Source organism: Fibrobacter sp. UWB10, from assembly GCF_900182935.1.
GTDB classification, from domain to species: Bacteria; Fibrobacterota; Fibrobacteria; order Fibrobacterales; family Fibrobacteraceae; genus Fibrobacter; species Fibrobacter succinogenes_O.
The window spans coordinates 618041-632973 of record NZ_FXUE01000002.1 but is presented as its reverse complement, the minus strand read 5'-3'; the positions used below and the strand labels follow the sequence as shown (position 1 = coordinate 632973).

The 14933-nt window shown below is 49.8% G+C and carries 14 protein-coding genes; 3 read left to right on the top strand and 11 right to left on the bottom strand.

Translation table 11 applies throughout. The features are described from left to right. Nucleotides 1–2 precede the first annotated feature (2 nt). The 5 genes from QOL41_RS07200 to QOL41_RS07180 all read right to left on the bottom strand — a co-directional run bounded on the left by QOL41_RS07200 (nt 3) and on the right by QOL41_RS07180 (nt 4194). Nucleotides 3–407, bottom strand: a complete 405-nt coding sequence (locus QOL41_RS07200) for an ExbD/TolR family protein (RefSeq protein WP_173652611.1) — start codon at nt 405–407, stop codon at nt 3–5. Beyond that, nucleotides 407–1069, bottom strand: a complete 663-nt coding sequence (locus tag QOL41_RS07195) for a MotA/TolQ/ExbB proton channel family protein (RefSeq protein WP_283429211.1) — start codon at nt 1067–1069, stop codon at nt 407–409. The genes QOL41_RS07200 and QOL41_RS07195 overlap by 1 nt, the downstream gene beginning before the upstream one ends. Further along, nucleotides 1069–2580, bottom strand: coding sequence for a MotA/TolQ/ExbB proton channel family protein (locus QOL41_RS07190; RefSeq protein ID WP_173652610.1), 1512 nt, complete (start codon nt 2578–2580; stop codon nt 1069–1071). Before QOL41_RS07190 ends, QOL41_RS07195 begins: the two co-directional genes overlap by 1 nt. Continuing rightward, the gene (locus QOL41_RS07185; protein ID WP_283429210.1) at nt 2581–3375 is read right to left on the bottom strand and encodes a DUF3450 family protein; all 795 of its coding nucleotides are present in this window, start codon (nt 3373–3375) and stop codon (nt 2581–2583) included. A gap of 81 nt (nt 3376–3456) precedes the next feature. Beyond that, complete coding sequence (locus QOL41_RS07180; protein WP_072799154.1) at nt 3457–4194, bottom strand: ankyrin repeat domain-containing protein; 738 nt, start codon at nt 4192–4194, stop codon at nt 3457–3459. A gap of 168 nt (nt 4195–4362) precedes the next feature. On the opposite strand from QOL41_RS07180, the gene QOL41_RS07175 reads away from it, so the two are divergent. Beyond that, complete coding sequence (locus QOL41_RS07175) at nt 4363–5133, top strand: hypothetical protein (RefSeq protein ID WP_173652608.1); 771 nt, start codon at nt 4363–4365, stop codon at nt 5131–5133. Here the strand turns inward: QOL41_RS07175 and QOL41_RS07170 are convergent. Then, complete coding sequence (locus QOL41_RS07170; protein ID WP_283429209.1) at nt 5130–7388, bottom strand: LysM peptidoglycan-binding domain-containing protein; 2259 nt, start codon at nt 7386–7388, stop codon at nt 5130–5132. The two genes, QOL41_RS07175 and QOL41_RS07170, sit on opposite strands and share 4 nt — an antisense overlap. A gap of 15 nt (nt 7389–7403) precedes the next feature. Then, nucleotides 7404–7562, bottom strand: a complete 159-nt coding sequence (locus QOL41_RS07165; protein WP_173652606.1) for a hypothetical protein — start codon at nt 7560–7562, stop codon at nt 7404–7406. Between the two features lie 98 nt (nt 7563–7660). Between QOL41_RS07165 and QOL41_RS07160 the strand changes: the two genes are divergently transcribed. After that, entirely contained in the window at nt 7661–9793 is a 2133-nt protein-coding gene (locus QOL41_RS07160) for an OmpA family protein (protein ID WP_283429208.1), read from the top strand. A gap of 63 nt (nt 9794–9856) precedes the next feature. Then, nucleotides 9857–10435, top strand: coding sequence for an FKBP-type peptidyl-prolyl cis-trans isomerase (locus QOL41_RS07155; protein WP_283429207.1), 579 nt, complete (start codon nt 9857–9859; stop codon nt 10433–10435). A gap of 77 nt (nt 10436–10512) precedes the next feature. On the opposite strand, the gene QOL41_RS07150 is transcribed toward QOL41_RS07155, so the two are convergent. The 4 genes from QOL41_RS07150 to QOL41_RS07135 form a co-directional block, all read right to left on the bottom strand. Next, complete coding sequence (locus tag QOL41_RS07150) at nt 10513–11673, bottom strand: hypothetical protein (RefSeq protein WP_283429206.1); 1161 nt, start codon at nt 11671–11673, stop codon at nt 10513–10515. Nucleotides 11674–11762: 89 nt separating this feature from the next. Then, nucleotides 11763–12644, bottom strand: a complete 882-nt coding sequence (locus QOL41_RS07145) for an NAD-dependent epimerase/dehydratase family protein (protein ID WP_283429205.1) — start codon at nt 12642–12644, stop codon at nt 11763–11765. 2 nt (nt 12645–12646) lie between these two features. Next, nucleotides 12647–14116, bottom strand: coding sequence for a DnaA ATPase domain-containing protein (locus tag QOL41_RS07140; RefSeq protein ID WP_283429204.1), 1470 nt, complete (start codon nt 14114–14116; stop codon nt 12647–12649). A 369-nt stretch (nt 14117–14485) separates the two neighbouring features. Next, nucleotides 14486–14920, bottom strand: a complete 435-nt coding sequence (locus QOL41_RS07135; protein WP_173652600.1) for a hypothetical protein — start codon at nt 14918–14920, stop codon at nt 14486–14488. Nucleotides 14921–14933: the final 13 nt, after the last annotated feature.

The window sequence follows — 14933 nt, the reverse complement described above, 5'->3', positions numbered from 1 at the left end:
GGCTATTCTTCCTTATTCGCCGAGATAGAAACTTTGCGGACCTTGGCGAGGTTGCATTCATCGAGAATATCGACAACGACACCGTTAGGGGCATCGCGATCGCTCACGATAATCACCGGGCGGTCAGGCGCTTCAGCCATCATCTGGCGGAGCACCGTATTCAAAGTCGTCAGATTCACCTGGGTTTCGTTAATGTGAATCGTACCCTGGCGAGTCACGCCAATCAAAATGCTTTCCTTGGCCAAATCCTTTGCAGAACTGGCCTTGGGCTTGGTAACGTCAACGCCCGTTTCGCGCGTGAAAGTCGACGTCACAATAAAGAAGATAAGCAGGATAAAGACGCAGTCGAGCATCGGCGACACGTCAATCTTTCCTGTATCATGAACTCTTTTACGAATAAAACTCATTATTTGACCTCAAACTTTCCTTCTTTAAAAACGTAGCTTTCGTACTTGAGCGCTTCGCTCCAGGCCAGTTCCTCGATTTTTTCGACACGGCCTGCCAAGAAGTTATAGGCAAGCATCAGCGGGAACGACATCAAAAGTCCCGCCTGCGTCGTGAGCAAAGCTTCAGAAATACCATCGGCAAAAAGCACCGGGTTTCCGAAACCGAAAAGCTTAATGTTTTCAAATGTGTGAACCATGCCCGAAACCGTACCCAACAAGCCAAGCATCGGAGAAAGAGCGGCGCATGTCGAAATCGTCTTGAGCGATCTAGACAAATTGAGCGATATACGGTGGCGCGTTTCTTCCATGGCGTTGCGGACCGCAGTAGGCCCTTGGTCGCGATAATTGCGGACATCACGGGCAAGCGCATAGAAATATCCGAACCGGTGGTGCGAAAGTTTTTCAAAAGCGAAATCTTCGCCCTTCTTTTCGAGATTCTTCCAGAATCCACCCACCACGCCGTTCACGGTACCGCCGCGAAGCATAAAGTAGTAGGCGTAGCGTTCGAGCATTAAAAACCAACCGAACCACCCCAACACAAAGATCGGGGCAAGCACCCAGCCACCTCTAAAGAGAATGGCCATTGCCGCTTCAAGTACGGAATTTTGGTCTACTGCAGGCACTACTTTTCCTTAATCCAAAGAGCATTCAACACGGCAAGACCGGCCTTTTCCATGCGACCGCGCAAGGCTTCAGAACGGTTCACCAGGAACGTGTGAATCAGCTGCAACGGAATGGCAACAATCAAACCCGTTTCCGTCGTGACAAGAGCAATCGAAATACCGCCTGCCAAAAGTTTCGGGTCAGAGGTACCGTGCATGGTAATCACGTCGAAAAGTTCAATCATTCCCATCACCGTACCCAAAAGGCCAAGCAACGGAGCCACAGCCGCAAACACAGAAATCCAGTTCAGACCAAAATCCAGCTTGGGAACTTCAGCAGAGAAAAGTTCTTCGAGGGCGCGTTCTGCACTTTCGCGGTCCTTGTAATTCTTGGTCAGCACCGTCTTGAGCACGCGACCGACTTCGCCGTGAGTCTTTACGGCAAGCTTGCGAGCAGATTCGATATCGCCCGCCTTCAGAGCCTTAATCACACGGTGTGCGGCAATAGAACCAAAGCCCCTATAAGAGAGCCACACAAAGCGCCACAAGGCAATCAAAAGACCCAGCGCAAAGAGCACAGACAGCGGGTACATCAAAAGACCACCGTTCTTAAAGAATTCCCTCAAGTCGTCTTTCCAGGTGGTTTCCTGGTGGTTCGCCATTTCAGACGAAAGTTCTGTACTCAAGAGTACATCGACCGGTACCATCACGTAGGCGGAATCCTTCGATTCGACAAAAGCCTTGCTGATTTCAGACTTGGTATCGGGAGTCAAGTTTTCTTGCCAGCTGAACACGCGCTTCTTTTCGCCAGCCACCGGGAGCATCAAAGCAGCCGGATGCAAGCCGTTGATATCGACAGCGTTAGCCATCTGCATCGCGTAAAGTCCGCCCAGGCGCATGCGACCACCTTGTGCCACTGCGTTTCCGAAAACAAGTTCGGCATTTTCTACCTGGACTTCGCGAGAGAATTCCATTTCATTCTTGGCTGCATTCAGAACTGCTTGAGCAATGCGCAAGGGATCGTCCCTGTACAAGCCCATTTCCTTTTTGACCTTGTTCTGCACTTCGACACGTTCAGCAATCTTGAACGGAATTCCCTGTTCGCTGAACTTCGCAAGCGTTTCCAAGCGTTCAGGGCCAGCAGCCAGCGACAAGTATTCGGCGCGAGCCTTTTCGGCCTGCAGCTTCACCTGAGCCAAGTCTTCGCGAGCAACGCGCACATCTTCGAACAGACGTGCACGTTCCGACATCAAGGCGTCGACCTTTTCCTTGCTTTCGTTATACTTTTCATTAAAGAGTTCGCGTTCCTGGTTGGCCGTTTCGCGGTCCTTCCAGCGAGCAGCAACGGCCATGTCACGCTTTTTGCGAGCTTCTTCCAAATCAGCCTTCGCGCTGTTTAACGCGGCACGCTGCTTCACGGCATCGATATCGGCATTCTGCTGAGCGTAAGAGAGCGGAGCCAATGTTGCAAGAGAGGCCGCCAAAACGAGAGAAGCCACTCCACATCTCACATTCCACATTTCACATTTCATTTACTTGCCCTCCTTCGGAATCGTCACCGGAATCATGACAAGTCTCGGAGCCGTCTTACCTTCGGCCACCTTCATCACATCCTTCATTGCCGTGCGCATGGCAAGGTCATCGGACACGTTCTTCCAGGCATAACCGCCATCGGCCGTCCGGCTAAGCCACAGCACATCGTTGCCATCGTTACTCACGAAAATCGAGGCGACAGCACCATAGCGCAAGTAAGTACCCGGAACATTGCGAGCATCCACCTGCAAGAATCCTTTGTACACTTCGGTCGTGTAACCCAGGCGAATGCGGTCGTAAAAGACTTCGAGCGCACGGTTCAAGCCGTCGTCTGCTTCAATCAAGCCCTTATGGAGCTGGTTTGCAATTTCTTGAATGCTCTTGACAGTTTCATCGTTGCGGTACGGAAAGTCCGATTCAAATACCGGCACCAAGGAATCGATTACCATGGCAAGCGATTCGCCGTACTTGGCCTTACGGTTTTCAAAGTACTTGACTGTGCCCAGGGATTTCTGGCGCACGTTAGCCAAATTCTGGAGTTCCGCCTTCAAGGAATCGATTTCGGCCTTCAAGGTCTTGTTCTGTGTGGCAAGCGCCTGCACTTTTTTGCGGCCCACTTCGACAAATTCGGCATGGCGTTTCTTTTCAGCCTCATGGAGCGATTTTTCGCGAGCCGTTTCAGCCTCAACCGCCTTAATTTGGCGACGGACACTTTCAACCGTTTCCTGCGCCTGCGAAACAACGCCCGCAAGGCTCAGGCAAAGGAATATCTTGGTCAGTAAATGAAATTTCATATGCGAAAAATACAAAGAACCGCGGCCACTAGACCACGGTTCTAAGCGAGAAAATCGCGAAATTTGCGTAAAATTCAAGAATTACTTCTTGGAATCCTTGAAGTACTGCGGAGTATTCTTGGCGCCAGCCTTCTTAAGGGCCTTGATCAGGCGGGTATAGCCTTCGTTGGTAGCCCAGTCGAGCACAGAATAGCCCTGACCGCACTTGGCGTTCACATCGACACCCTTGTTGATGAGGAACATCATGGCGTCGTAGTTACCGTTCTTCACGGTCCAGTGGATCGGGAGGTAACCGTCAGCGCTACGGGAATCGAGCGGTGCACCGGCTTCGGCCAAAACTTCGAGCATGTCGACCTTGCCAGTCTTTGCGGCGAGGAGAACTGCAGTACCGAGCGTCTGGGTTTCAGCACCTTCGGCCTTGAGCTGGGTCAAGAGGCGGTTCACCACTTCCTTGTTGCCCATCATCACGGCGTTGTCGAGCACAGCTTCGCCGTTGCCGTTCTTCACGTCGGCCTTTGCACCATGTTCGAACAAATAGTTGAGCACCACCATGTTGCCCTTGTTGGCAGCGATAGCCACAGCGTTGTTGCCGTTGTCGGCCGGAGCGTCAATTTCGAAAGAAGCCTGCAAGAAGAGCGTCATCTTGGCAGTATCACCGTTCACTGCATAAGAAACGAACTGGTTCGGGGTAAAGGGAATCTGTTGCTTGGTCAGGTACTTACGCACGGACTGCGGATCATTCGGATCCATCTTGTCGTTACAACCGGTAACGGAAACCATCAATGCGGCGGCGCAAAGGGCCAACAACTGCTTTTTCATAAAATTCTGCTCCAAATGAGGTTTTTCTTAATTTTGGTCTAAAAAATAATCAATTTTTGGGGAATAAATACAAAAAAACTCGATTTAGAACTTTTTTTTACCAAAATATCCCCCACGCCTCCACAGCCCCTTTTTTCTCTTTTCAACAATCATATATATATTTGAGGCATGAGAAAGAAAATTTTTACCCTGGTTTTGCTTTGCTGCTCCCTCACATTTGCCGACAGGATTGTCATAGACACCTCTATGGCAACCTCCACCGCCAGCGACTACAAGGAATTCGAAGACCGAGGATCGTTCGGTCCCTACATAGAATTCAACAACATCAAAGCAAAAAATGTGAACTACTCCTACAAAGTCAACGGCCGAAAGCACAACATCACCCTCGACAACACCTTTATTTACGGAGCTTCGGGTAGTCTTCCCCTAACCGAATGGTTCGACATTTACCTTATGGCGGGCTACCAGTACCTGGGAGTGAGCCACGAGCCCCAAGATAAGAAAGCTGCCTACGCAGACTTTGAAGAATACGACGATTTCTTTGAAGCCCCGTTCGACACAAGCGACATCGAAGGCCGCCACGAAATTCACACCGCCCTATTCCAACTCGGTTTTGACTTTGCCCTACCTATTGTCATGAATTACAAGCACCAGTTCATGTTCAAGCTTTATGCATTCGGCGGTGCCGTATTCGGAAAGACCTTCTTTGCCGACGACACCAAGTTCACCTCGCCCGCCATTTACGGTTACGCTTACGGCGCTGGCGCACGCATGGCCTGGCACGGATTCTTCTTGTCGGGCGGATTCCGCAACAATCACGAATATTTCCACACTTATTTCGAACGCAAGACTGGAGAATTCCGCGACGGCGACGAATTCATGCTGGATTACGACACATTCTTCCAGCCCTATGTCAGCTTAGGAATCACGCTGTTCTAGCGCTTGATTTTCAGTTTTTGACCCATCTTGATTTTGGTGTCCTGCAAATCGTTCCACTTGACGATGTCTTCAATGGTCACCTTGTACTGGCGAGCGATATCCCAAAGGCCCTCGCCTTTCTTGACGGTATGAATCTTGTATTCCACTTCGGGGGCGCCAGCAACCTTTAGCTTTTGGCCCACGCTCAAATTCGTATTCGAACCCATGTTGTTGAGTTCCTGAAGCTTTGCAACAGACGTTCCGAACTTGCGGGAAATCGAGCTCAGGTTATCGCCCTGCTGCACGATATAAACGGAAACCTTTTCGTTCGAAGGCTTCTTGGCGGCCGGCTTAGAAGATTCAGACTTAGCCTGTTTCTTTTCGCCCTTCTTGCGCACGTATTCCGGAATAACCAGGGAATCACCCACCATCAAGCGCTTGTTAAAGCCTTGGTTAGCCTGCATAAGCATCACGACCGGAATGTCGAAAATCTTAGCGATGGCAGCATAGGTATCACCTTCACGAACCGCATACTTTTCGCCCTTCGCAAGCTTCGGGCGATTTTTAGACGGCTGATTCTTAGCGCTTTCATTTTCGACCTGGGGTGTCGGTTCGGGTTTAGAAACGACCAAAGTATCGCCCGCCTTCACGACGGCTGCAACATCCAAGGAATTCCATGCACGAACAGAATCTTGAGAAATTCCGAACTTGCGAGCCACTGCGGCGACATCGTCACCGGACTGTACGATATAGGTGCGCACCTTTTGAGGTTTCTTGCCGCGATTGGCTTTCGGTTTCGGCGTCACCTTGATCGGAATCAGCAAGCTCTGCCCGGCTCTAATGCGGGTATTTTTCATGTCGTTTGCCTGCTGCAATTCCGAGATTTTGATACCATACTGGCGAGCGATAATGCCCAGGTTTTCACCCTTGCGAACCTTGTGGTGATGCCAGCTCGAGAAATTGTTCTTTTCCATTTTATCGTAGCCCTCGACAAAGGCACTACGAGTGCCTACCGGCAAGCGCAACAAATACGATTCCTTGTTCGGCGGCGTACACCACTTTACCAATTCCATATTCAGGCTACGCAAAGTATCTTCAGTCACCTTCAAAAGTTTGGCGACTTCTTCAAGCGGGAACGAATCAAAAACCGTCACCGTATCAAAATCCGGCTGGTACGTCTGTTCAACAGACATTTCATACTGTTCCGGATAATGTCCAATCACCATGGCGGCCAAGATTCTCGGCACATAACGCATGGTTTCTTTCGGGAGTTCCAAATCCCAATAAGTCACGGCAATCGTTGTGTCGCGGGTTGTATCTTCTTGCATTTCGCGAAGCAAGCGACGCACGCGGCCCTCGCCGCAGTTGTAGGCGGCCATCGCCAAAAGCCAGTCATCAAATTCATCGTGGAGGCGGTTCAAGTACTTGAGGGCGGCCTTGGTTGCAAGTTCCGGATTACGGCGCATGTCGACCCAGTAATCCACTTCGAGCCCGTAACGTTTACCCGTTTCAGGAATGAACTGCCACATGCCAGAAGCCTTGGCGCGGCTGTAGGCCTTGAGCTTGAAGCCCGATTCCACCAAGGCCAAATAAATCAAGTCGCGAGGCATTTTCGCGGCGTCTAACTGCGCATAAATCAAGGAATCGTAAGCAGTCTTACGGTTCAAGGAGCCCGACATAAAAGCGCGAGCCGAATTAGTCATGTAGTAGATTTCTTGCAGCACGCGTTCATTAAAGCGAACCGGGAGCGTAAATTGCGACACATCGAGCGTATCCAAGAAACTTTCAATCACCTGCAAAGCAGCGCTATCGGCTTCACTTTCATCAAGGGCATCGACACCTTCGATAGAGACTTCGTTCCTGACAAAATTTTCGGCACTTTCACCAAGTTCAGCCACATTGGGGTAAACTTCATCTAACGCACGCACAATGCGAATCGGCATCGAGGCATGGTATGCAGAATCTTCTGCAGCCGAAACATTCTTGTAGGTAGAATCAAATTTTTCAGAAACCAACTGACGCAAGGATTCGTCCAAGTAATGCCTGGCCAAAAGCCATTCCTGGTTATCCATTGCCTGCAAAGCATACTGGTAGTAAGTCCACGAGGGACGAATCGCAAGGGAATCCGAAATTTTTTCTTTAAGCGCGCGTTCCGAAAAAGATTCTGTTTCAGGCGGATTAATTGGTTCCACCTTCGGCGTGGTATCAGGTTTGCTTGCACAGCCCGAAAGCACCAACAAGAACAACGACAATATGCTAAAAACGAAACCTTTCATTGAAATCCCAGTCACCTAATTGCCAGTCACGCGTTCCACTCCGAACCAAATGACACCCGCCAAGACAAACGCGGCAACCATTTGCAAAATAATGATAATTCGGTTTATGCGATAGGCCTTTTGAGACTTGCGATGCCAGGACGGCAGTTCCTGATTTTCGTTCGATTCTTTCATTGCGGGCTTAAATATAACAAATAGTAATTTCTTTATCCGCTAATTCAGAAATCCCGATTCCGAATTCCGAATTAAATTTCTATGTTATAGCTAGGATTATGAAGAAGCTCTTTGCCGCATTATGTCTACTCGCGGTTTCTGCCTTTGCACAGGTGGGAATCGTAAAATCGACTAGCGGCATTCACGCGCCCTCGGCAAGAACTCTTCCGCAAGGATTCCTTTACATTTCGGGTTCGTTCGAAATGGTCAGCGACGGAAACCCCTTGAGCATGGAAGGCGGCTACACGAATGCCGACGGAGAATTTGTTTCTCTCGGCAAAGATACTCCTTCGAACGACGAGACCTTCTTTTTTAGTTTTTCTGTACTGGACAACCTTGAACTCGGACTTTCATTACCGTTCCATTACGACGGCACTATCCACAAAACAGATCTAGACGGAGCCGGATTCGGAGACCTTCGCTTTTCCATAAAAGGTTCCATCCCGGTCTACGAATGGTTTTATCTAGGCATTAGCAGCGATTTTCTTTTCCCGACTGGTTCCAAGACAAAAGGATTCCGCCCGAGACATCGTTGGTACATCAAGTCCGACGATAAAGCCTACGCCTACACTGCTGATGACTTTGCCATAGATTTAAACCTTCACCTTTCCTTCGATATCGAAGACCTTCTGACCATAAACAGTTACGTCGGCGTTCTGAACGATTTCGGAGACAAAGAAAAATATATTCTCTGGGGCGCAGGCTTCAACATCTTCCCCCAGAAAATTGTGACGGCCATTTTCGAAGCTTCGGGCGAAACACCCATGCGTGAATCCCCGCAAGGAAACAGCCTTCTTTATGGTCCTTTAAGGCTGACTCCGGGCTTGCGCGTACACCTGCCTTACGAATACTACCTTACGCTTTCGGGTGATGTCGGATTCCACTACTTCAATAAACTTGACACCGATGACGCTCTCTCCGTGAACCTGCAATCGGGCAAAGAAAACCTGCATTACACAATGACAGGATCGCCCGAAGTCGGAATCGCAATCACATTAAGCAAGGTGATTGACTTTAGCTGGAATGACAACGACAACGACGGCGTTATCGACCGTAAGGACATGTGCCCGAACACGCTTAACGGACAAATTGTGAACTCACGTGGTTGCCCCGTTGACGAAGACCAGGACGGAGTCTTGAACATCGTCGACTTGTGTCCGGGCACCCCTGAAGGGATTCTTGTGGATTACACCGGCTGCCCGTTGGATCAAGATGGTGACGGCATTGCTGATTATAATGACGTTTGCCCCAACACCCCAAGCGGTTTCGCTGTAGACTCTCTGGGATGTACATTCGACACCGATGGCGACGGCATTGACAACAATAACGACAAATGCCCAAGTACACCTCGCGGCGAATCCGTTGGAAAAGACGGCTGCCCATTGGACCAGGATAACGATGGTATTCCCAACCATGTCGACCAATGCCCCGACACGCCCGAAGGAATTTCAATCGACAAAAACGGTTGCCCCCTCGACTTTGACGGAGACGGAGTCCCCGACGACATAGACAAATGCCCCAACAGTATGCTCGGCGAAACCGTTGGCGAATCGGGCTGTCCGCTTGATTCAGACAATGACGGTGTGCCCGACACAAAAGACGACTGCGCAGAAACGCCCGAAGGCGTCACAGTAAATATTCACGGTTGCCGTATAGACCAAGACGGCGACGGAGTCTTTGACGAAGACGACAAGTGCCCGGGTTCGCCTGAAGGCGCCCCGATTGACAGTCTCGGCTGCCCGCTCGATTCTGACCATGACGGCGTTGCAGACTGGGCTGACCAATGCCCGGGAACAGCCCTGAACATGTTTATCGACAATTCCGGCTGTCCGACAAACCAGAGGCACAACTTCAACGTATTCGCAAAGCATATCCACTTTAAAGGCAGTCAAGACACCGTGCTTGTGAATTCGAGCTACACATCGCTAAACGATATCGTGCACTACATGCGCCAATACCCCATGAACCTGGAAATCCAGTGTTCTGCAAGCGATGTCTCGGCCGACAGAGCCGAACAGGTCTCTAACGAACGCGCCGAATTCATCTACAATTATCTGGTCAAGAAAGGTATCCGCGAAGACCGCCTCAAGTTCAAGGGATTCGGTAAAAAATTGCCGCCAACCCTCACGCAAAAGAACGGCAGCACCGATGTTGTGCGCTTTATTCCTTCGCCCGAGAATTCGAAGCAATAGTTTTTTACTATATTTGCACTTCCATTCTTACGGCTCTACGCCGAATCAACCAAAGGATTTTCTATGAAGATTGCCGACAAGACCGTTGTCCAGATGCACTACACCCTGACCTCCGACGAAGGCAAGGTCATCGACTCCTCCGAAGGCCGCGAACCGCTCCAGTACATCCAGGGCGCCCACATGATCGTCGTGGGTCTCGAAAAGGCAATGGTCGGCCACGAAGTGGGCGACAAGTTCGACGTCAAGGTGATTCCGTCTGAAGGATACGGCGAATACAACGAAGAAATGACGCAGGAAGTTCCGCTGGATGTTTTCCAGGGTGTCGACAAGGTTGTCGAAGGCATGATGTTCTACGCCCAGACGCCCGCAGGCCCGATGCCTATCCGCGTGAAGTCCGTTTCTGAAAAGACGGCAGTGATTGACGCCAACCACGAACTCGCCGGCCAGAACCTGAACTTCGCCATCGAAGTCGTTTCTGTACGCGAAGCCACCGAAGACGAACTGAATCCGGGTCACCACTGCTGCTGCGGCGGCAAGGGCGAAGGCGACCACGAATGCGAATGTGGCGGCCATGGCAACAAGGAAAACTGCGACGGCAAGGGCGGTTGCGGTTGCGAACACCACGCCGAACACCACGGCTAATCATTTTTTAGCTATCTAAAAAATTTAAAACGCTCCGCTAAGGCGGAGCGTTTCTGTTTTAAAGAGTCTATCCGAAATTATTCGTACTGCGGGACAGTCCAAGTCGTGGGCACCTTTGGAGAATCATCGTCGTCATGATTGAAGGTGAAGCCCTTCTTAGCATCAAAGCCTTCGATGGTTCCCTTGACAGCCGAAGCACATTCGCTCGTATGCATGCATTTCTTGTTCTTCAGCAAGAGAACATCACCGTAAACATCCCAAATGCCGGACTTGAGGTCTTCGGTATTGGCACCCTTCTTGGCTTCGACAGAATAATCACCCGACTTCTTAAGAGTGAGCGTCCAATCGTAACCATTTTCAGGAGCAACCCATTCGCCAGCAATTGCTTCAAAATCGATATCCTTATACTTAATTGTTTCCTTTTCGCACTTCAGAGAATCGCCCGTATCCATACGGATATCGAAGTCGGTGCTGACCATGCCAGAAACCATCGAGAACACAGGTGCGTTGAAGAACACCGGAAGCATCAGCAAGTGGCTACGTTCGATATCGTAGTAACCAGCCGACCAAGTTGTTTCCTTCTTGACCGTTTCTTCAACCACGTAGCGGCCCTTGTAGAACGAATAAACCTGCTTGGTATCGCCGTTCTTGCAAGAAAGCTGAACACCGTGCAGTTCGGTTCCGTCCGAAATCCAGCTCGCGGATATCTGCACCTTCGCCTTTTCGACATCGATGTAGTCACCACCATTGATAGAAACCTGCAGCTTCTTTTCGTCCTTCACAACAAACTGCATTTTTCCGGTCTTGTCAAAGAAAGCCTTCATTTCGTCGGCGGCCTCCGCATCGATACCCATGAACGAACCTTTCTCGGGGCCATATTCAATCACGCCGTTTTCAAAGTCCGAACGAACAGCAATCCATGCTGTGTCCGGAATCCAAATGGAGAACACCCCCTGCTTGGCGCCAGAAGCAAGATAAACTTCGGTTCCAAACATGGATCCAAGGGTTAAATTCTTTTCAAGATCATCCAGGGTAGCAGCACGCATTCCCTTGGGCAAATCCGACTTCACGGAAGAAGACGATTCTTCCACCGACGAGGAGGAAGTTTCTTGAACGCTAGAAGAGCTGCCTTCTTCGCGTTCCACGTTCGACGAATTGTCGTCGCTGCCACAAGCGGCGAGCATCATGGACAATGCAATGGCGGAAGTGAATACCGCTGACTTCGCTTTAAAATTCATACATACCTCTTTTTATGCATAGAATATATACAAAAAAAAAGCCAATGTAAATAATTGGTGATTTTTTGTGATAAAAAAAGGCTTTTTTATCAAATTTTTAAGGGCGAACCGGGATTATAGCCCAAATCGGCCTTCGCATTTTCGATATCGGGAGCGGCGTCATACAAAAAACCCGCCAAAGCCTGCTCCGCTGTCACTGGGCGCCCGCCAATCCAGCTTTTAAGAACAGCGAGTTTCTTGGAAATCCACCACGGCAAAGGAATCATGCAATGGCGCTTGCCGACCTGTTTCAAGACAGCCTTGGCCATATCCGCCATCGAAAGCACAGTCTCCCCCGCAAGGGCGTACGTTTTACCGACTGCATGCTCCGAAAGGCCTGCAAGGGCGATTCCCTTGACCAAATCCGTACTTTTCACAGGACGCTTGAGGCACTTGCCGCCCCCTGGCATAAAATACACCGGAAAGCGCTTTACGTAGGCCACGAACATGTTGAATTCGATTCCGCCCGAACCGATAGGCGAACTGATGACAAGTGTTGGGCGAACAATGGTCCACTGCAAACCGGAATCCTTGACGTAAGACTCCCCTGCGAGTTTGCTTTTGCCGTATTCCGTAAGCACGGGATACGTCACCGAAATACTAGAGACATAGACTAGGCGCTTGACACCCGCCTGCTTTGCCGCATTCACGACATTGCGCGTGCCGCCCGCATTAATGCGGTCAAACGCTCCCGGTTTTGTAGAAAGAAGAATGGCGGCAAGGTGATACACCAAGTCTACGCCAGCGAACGCCTTTTGAATTGAATCAGCGTCCGTAACATCCCCATAAAAGACCTCCACCCCCTCGGGTAAAAACCCAGCCTGGGTATCGCCCGGGAGCACAAGCACACGTACACACACACCGCACGCTAAAAGTTCCCGACAGAGCGCCGTCCCTACGACGCCTGCGCCACCCGTCACCAAAGCAATCATTGCTAGGCTTCCAGCAAATAGCGGATATCCTTGACCTTGCGGGCAAGGTCTTCATCAGAATCCATCTGCTTTGTAAGTGAACGGATTGCGGCGATAACAGAAGAGTAATCTCTGTTAAAGAATTCGCCAACATTCACAAGAGACGTATTCGTCAATTCGCGGCAAAGGAACATCGCCACCTTACGCGGAAGTGCCACACCGGCATCTTGACGCTTGCTTGCAAGCGCATTCAAGTCAGTTCCGAATTCCATAGCCACCGTTTCGGCAATTCCCTTGACCGAAAGTTCTTCGACGCCCGTCGTTCCCGGAGGAGCCACCAAGCGCTTGACAGCACCCAGGTCCAAGTTTTCTTCGCAGAATTCGTTCATGGCGCGAAGTCCGTTCAGCATGCCTTCGATCACGCGGAAGTTTTCGCGCGGCGGAAGCGACAGGAACCTGCAAATTTCTTCGCGGTCCTTGTCCACGAACGGAATGCTCATGGACTTCTTCTGAATCAACTTCATGCGGGTCGAAAGATCCGGAACATCGAGGCCCACGGCCACGCAAGATTCCAGCGGAGCCAAGAGCTTGGCCGAAATGCGCGGAATCGAAGTGCCGTCGTTGGCGGTAGCAACACAAGAATCAGTTGTTCTGAACTGCGACGGATGCCTGTCGCAAGAAAGCACCACCTGCTTGCCCATGGAGCGCAAATGCTTAATGAGAACAGCCAAGCGTTCCTGCGTAGCAGAAGCGTGTTCCAAGAGCTGGACATCGTCCAAGAGCAATATATCGCAGTTTTCGTACTTCTCTTGGAAAGCGACAGCCAATTCGCGGACATTACCAAGCTTTGCCTTCAAGGCCTTGCTCATGGCCGTAGCATCACGCAGGAATTCGTAAGCATGGCAATAAACCACGCGAGTCTGCGAGCTCGATTTAAGCATCTGCCCTGCAATCGACTGCAAAAGATGAGTCTTGCCAAGGCCGGACTTACCGTACACAAAAAGCGGATTCAAAGCCGGATCACCCGGTTTTTCGGCAACAGACTTGCAAGCTTCGCAAGCGGTAAAGTTGCAGTCGCCTTCAATAAAGTTTTCAAAGGTATAGCCGGCATACAAAGAAAGCTTAAGACGCGGAGCACGCTTCTTGGGGTGGGCAGGAGCCACATGCACGGGGACAAGCTTCGGAGCCGCCGGAGTAGCCATCACGGGCGCATTCTTTGCAGATGCCGAAATAGAAATAGTAAAATCAACGAAGGAATCGCCAAGAACTTCGGCAAAGGCCTTGCGCATAATTTCGGCATAATGAGCCTTCACCCAGTTCTCACGAAGTTCATCGGGAACAGAAAGCTGGACTACACCATCAAAAATGCCTTCATAGCAGACCGTATCCAAAATAGTCAGGCCGAAATAGTCATTACATTCCAGGCGCAAACGGTCCAGAGTCAACTGCCAGACCGAAGATTCCGAATTCAAGAGAGCAACAGAGTTTGTCACGTTTTACCAATCATCTAAAAAAGCATGAAAAAATTAAATAAAGCATACAACAAAATGTCCGAACCCTGTCATTTTTTTTGAAAATTGGCGATTTCAGCTCAAAAACGGCAAAAAAATATTTATTCCCAACATTACCCCCACTATTGCAAACAAATCACTCTTTTAATCACTCCACAATCAAGACAGACTCCCTATGATTGGAACAACTTATCAACAGAAAAATTTTGTTGCATGTCTTGACAAGAAAAAGCATACTTTTGGTACACAAACTAGCACCATTTCCAAAAACATACAAAAAAATAATCGCCATTTTTAGTCAAAAAACGGCGATTTTTCGTAGAAGGTATTGATTGTCAAGGATTTAGCGACCTATTTATTTTCATCCAGTTTCGACTGGAGATTTTCGATTCGCTGTTCCAGCATTTTTTCGACTTCGGGCAGCAATTTATCCTTAATGCGGTCCAGATAAAGGCACTGCAGCTGGATCATACGGTTACGATGCCTGCCGGCATGTTCCTGAATCCAGCGGCTCACCGCCACCTGACGGTCCTGCATGCGTTCTTGCAACACTTGCTTGATGTATGTCGTCTGTACGGACATATAGCGCTGCATATTAAAGGGAAGCTTGTAGGTGCGAATGAACTGCTTGAGCAATTCCAAAAGCGAGAGATTCTGCCCCCTGCGTTCCTGAATGAACTGTTTCAGTTCTTCCAAGTGGCATTCGAAGAAGGGCATAATAGCTTTATCGTCAATCTGATAAAGTTCCAGCTCGTCTTGCTTTTTAGTAGCTTCGTCTACTGCCATATTACAAATCTAA

Bases quoted from the DNA above. Each gene is read 5' to 3' on its own strand.
- QOL41_RS07200 (WP_173652611.1), bottom strand. From the start codon at position 407: ATGAGTTTTATTCGTAAAAGAGTTCATGATACAGGAAAGATTGACGTG.
- QOL41_RS07190 (WP_173652610.1), bottom strand. From the start codon at position 2,580: ATGAAATGTGAAATGTGGAATGTGAGATGTGGAGTGGCTTCTCTCGTT.
- QOL41_RS07185 (WP_283429210.1), bottom strand. From the start codon at position 3,375: ATGAAATTTCATTTACTGACCAAGATATTCCTTTGCCTGAGCCTTGCG.
- QOL41_RS07180 (WP_072799154.1), bottom strand. From the start codon at position 4,194: ATGAAAAAGCAGTTGTTGGCCCTTTGCGCCGCCGCATTGATGGTTTCC.
- QOL41_RS07175 (WP_173652608.1), top strand. From the start codon at position 4,363: ATGAGAAAGAAAATTTTTACCCTGGTTTTGCTTTGCTGCTCCCTCACA.
- QOL41_RS07170 (WP_283429209.1), bottom strand. From the start codon at position 7,388: ATGAAAGGTTTCGTTTTTAGCATATTGTCGTTGTTCTTGTTGGTGCTT.
- QOL41_RS07165 (WP_173652606.1), bottom strand. From the start codon at position 7,562: ATGAAAGAATCGAACGAAAATCAGGAACTGCCGTCCTGGCATCGCAAG.
- QOL41_RS07160 (WP_283429208.1), top strand. From the start codon at position 7,661: ATGAAGAAGCTCTTTGCCGCATTATGTCTACTCGCGGTTTCTGCCTTT.
- QOL41_RS07155 (WP_283429207.1), top strand. From the start codon at position 9,857: ATGAAGATTGCCGACAAGACCGTTGTCCAGATGCACTACACCCTGACC.
- QOL41_RS07150 (WP_283429206.1), bottom strand. From the start codon at position 11,673: ATGAATTTTAAAGCGAAGTCAGCGGTATTCACTTCCGCCATTGCATTG.
- QOL41_RS07145 (WP_283429205.1), bottom strand. From the start codon at position 12,644: ATGATTGCTTTGGTGACGGGTGGCGCAGGCGTCGTAGGGACGGCGCTC.
- QOL41_RS07135 (WP_173652600.1), bottom strand. From the start codon at position 14,920: ATGGCAGTAGACGAAGCTACTAAAAAGCAAGACGAGCTGGAACTTTAT.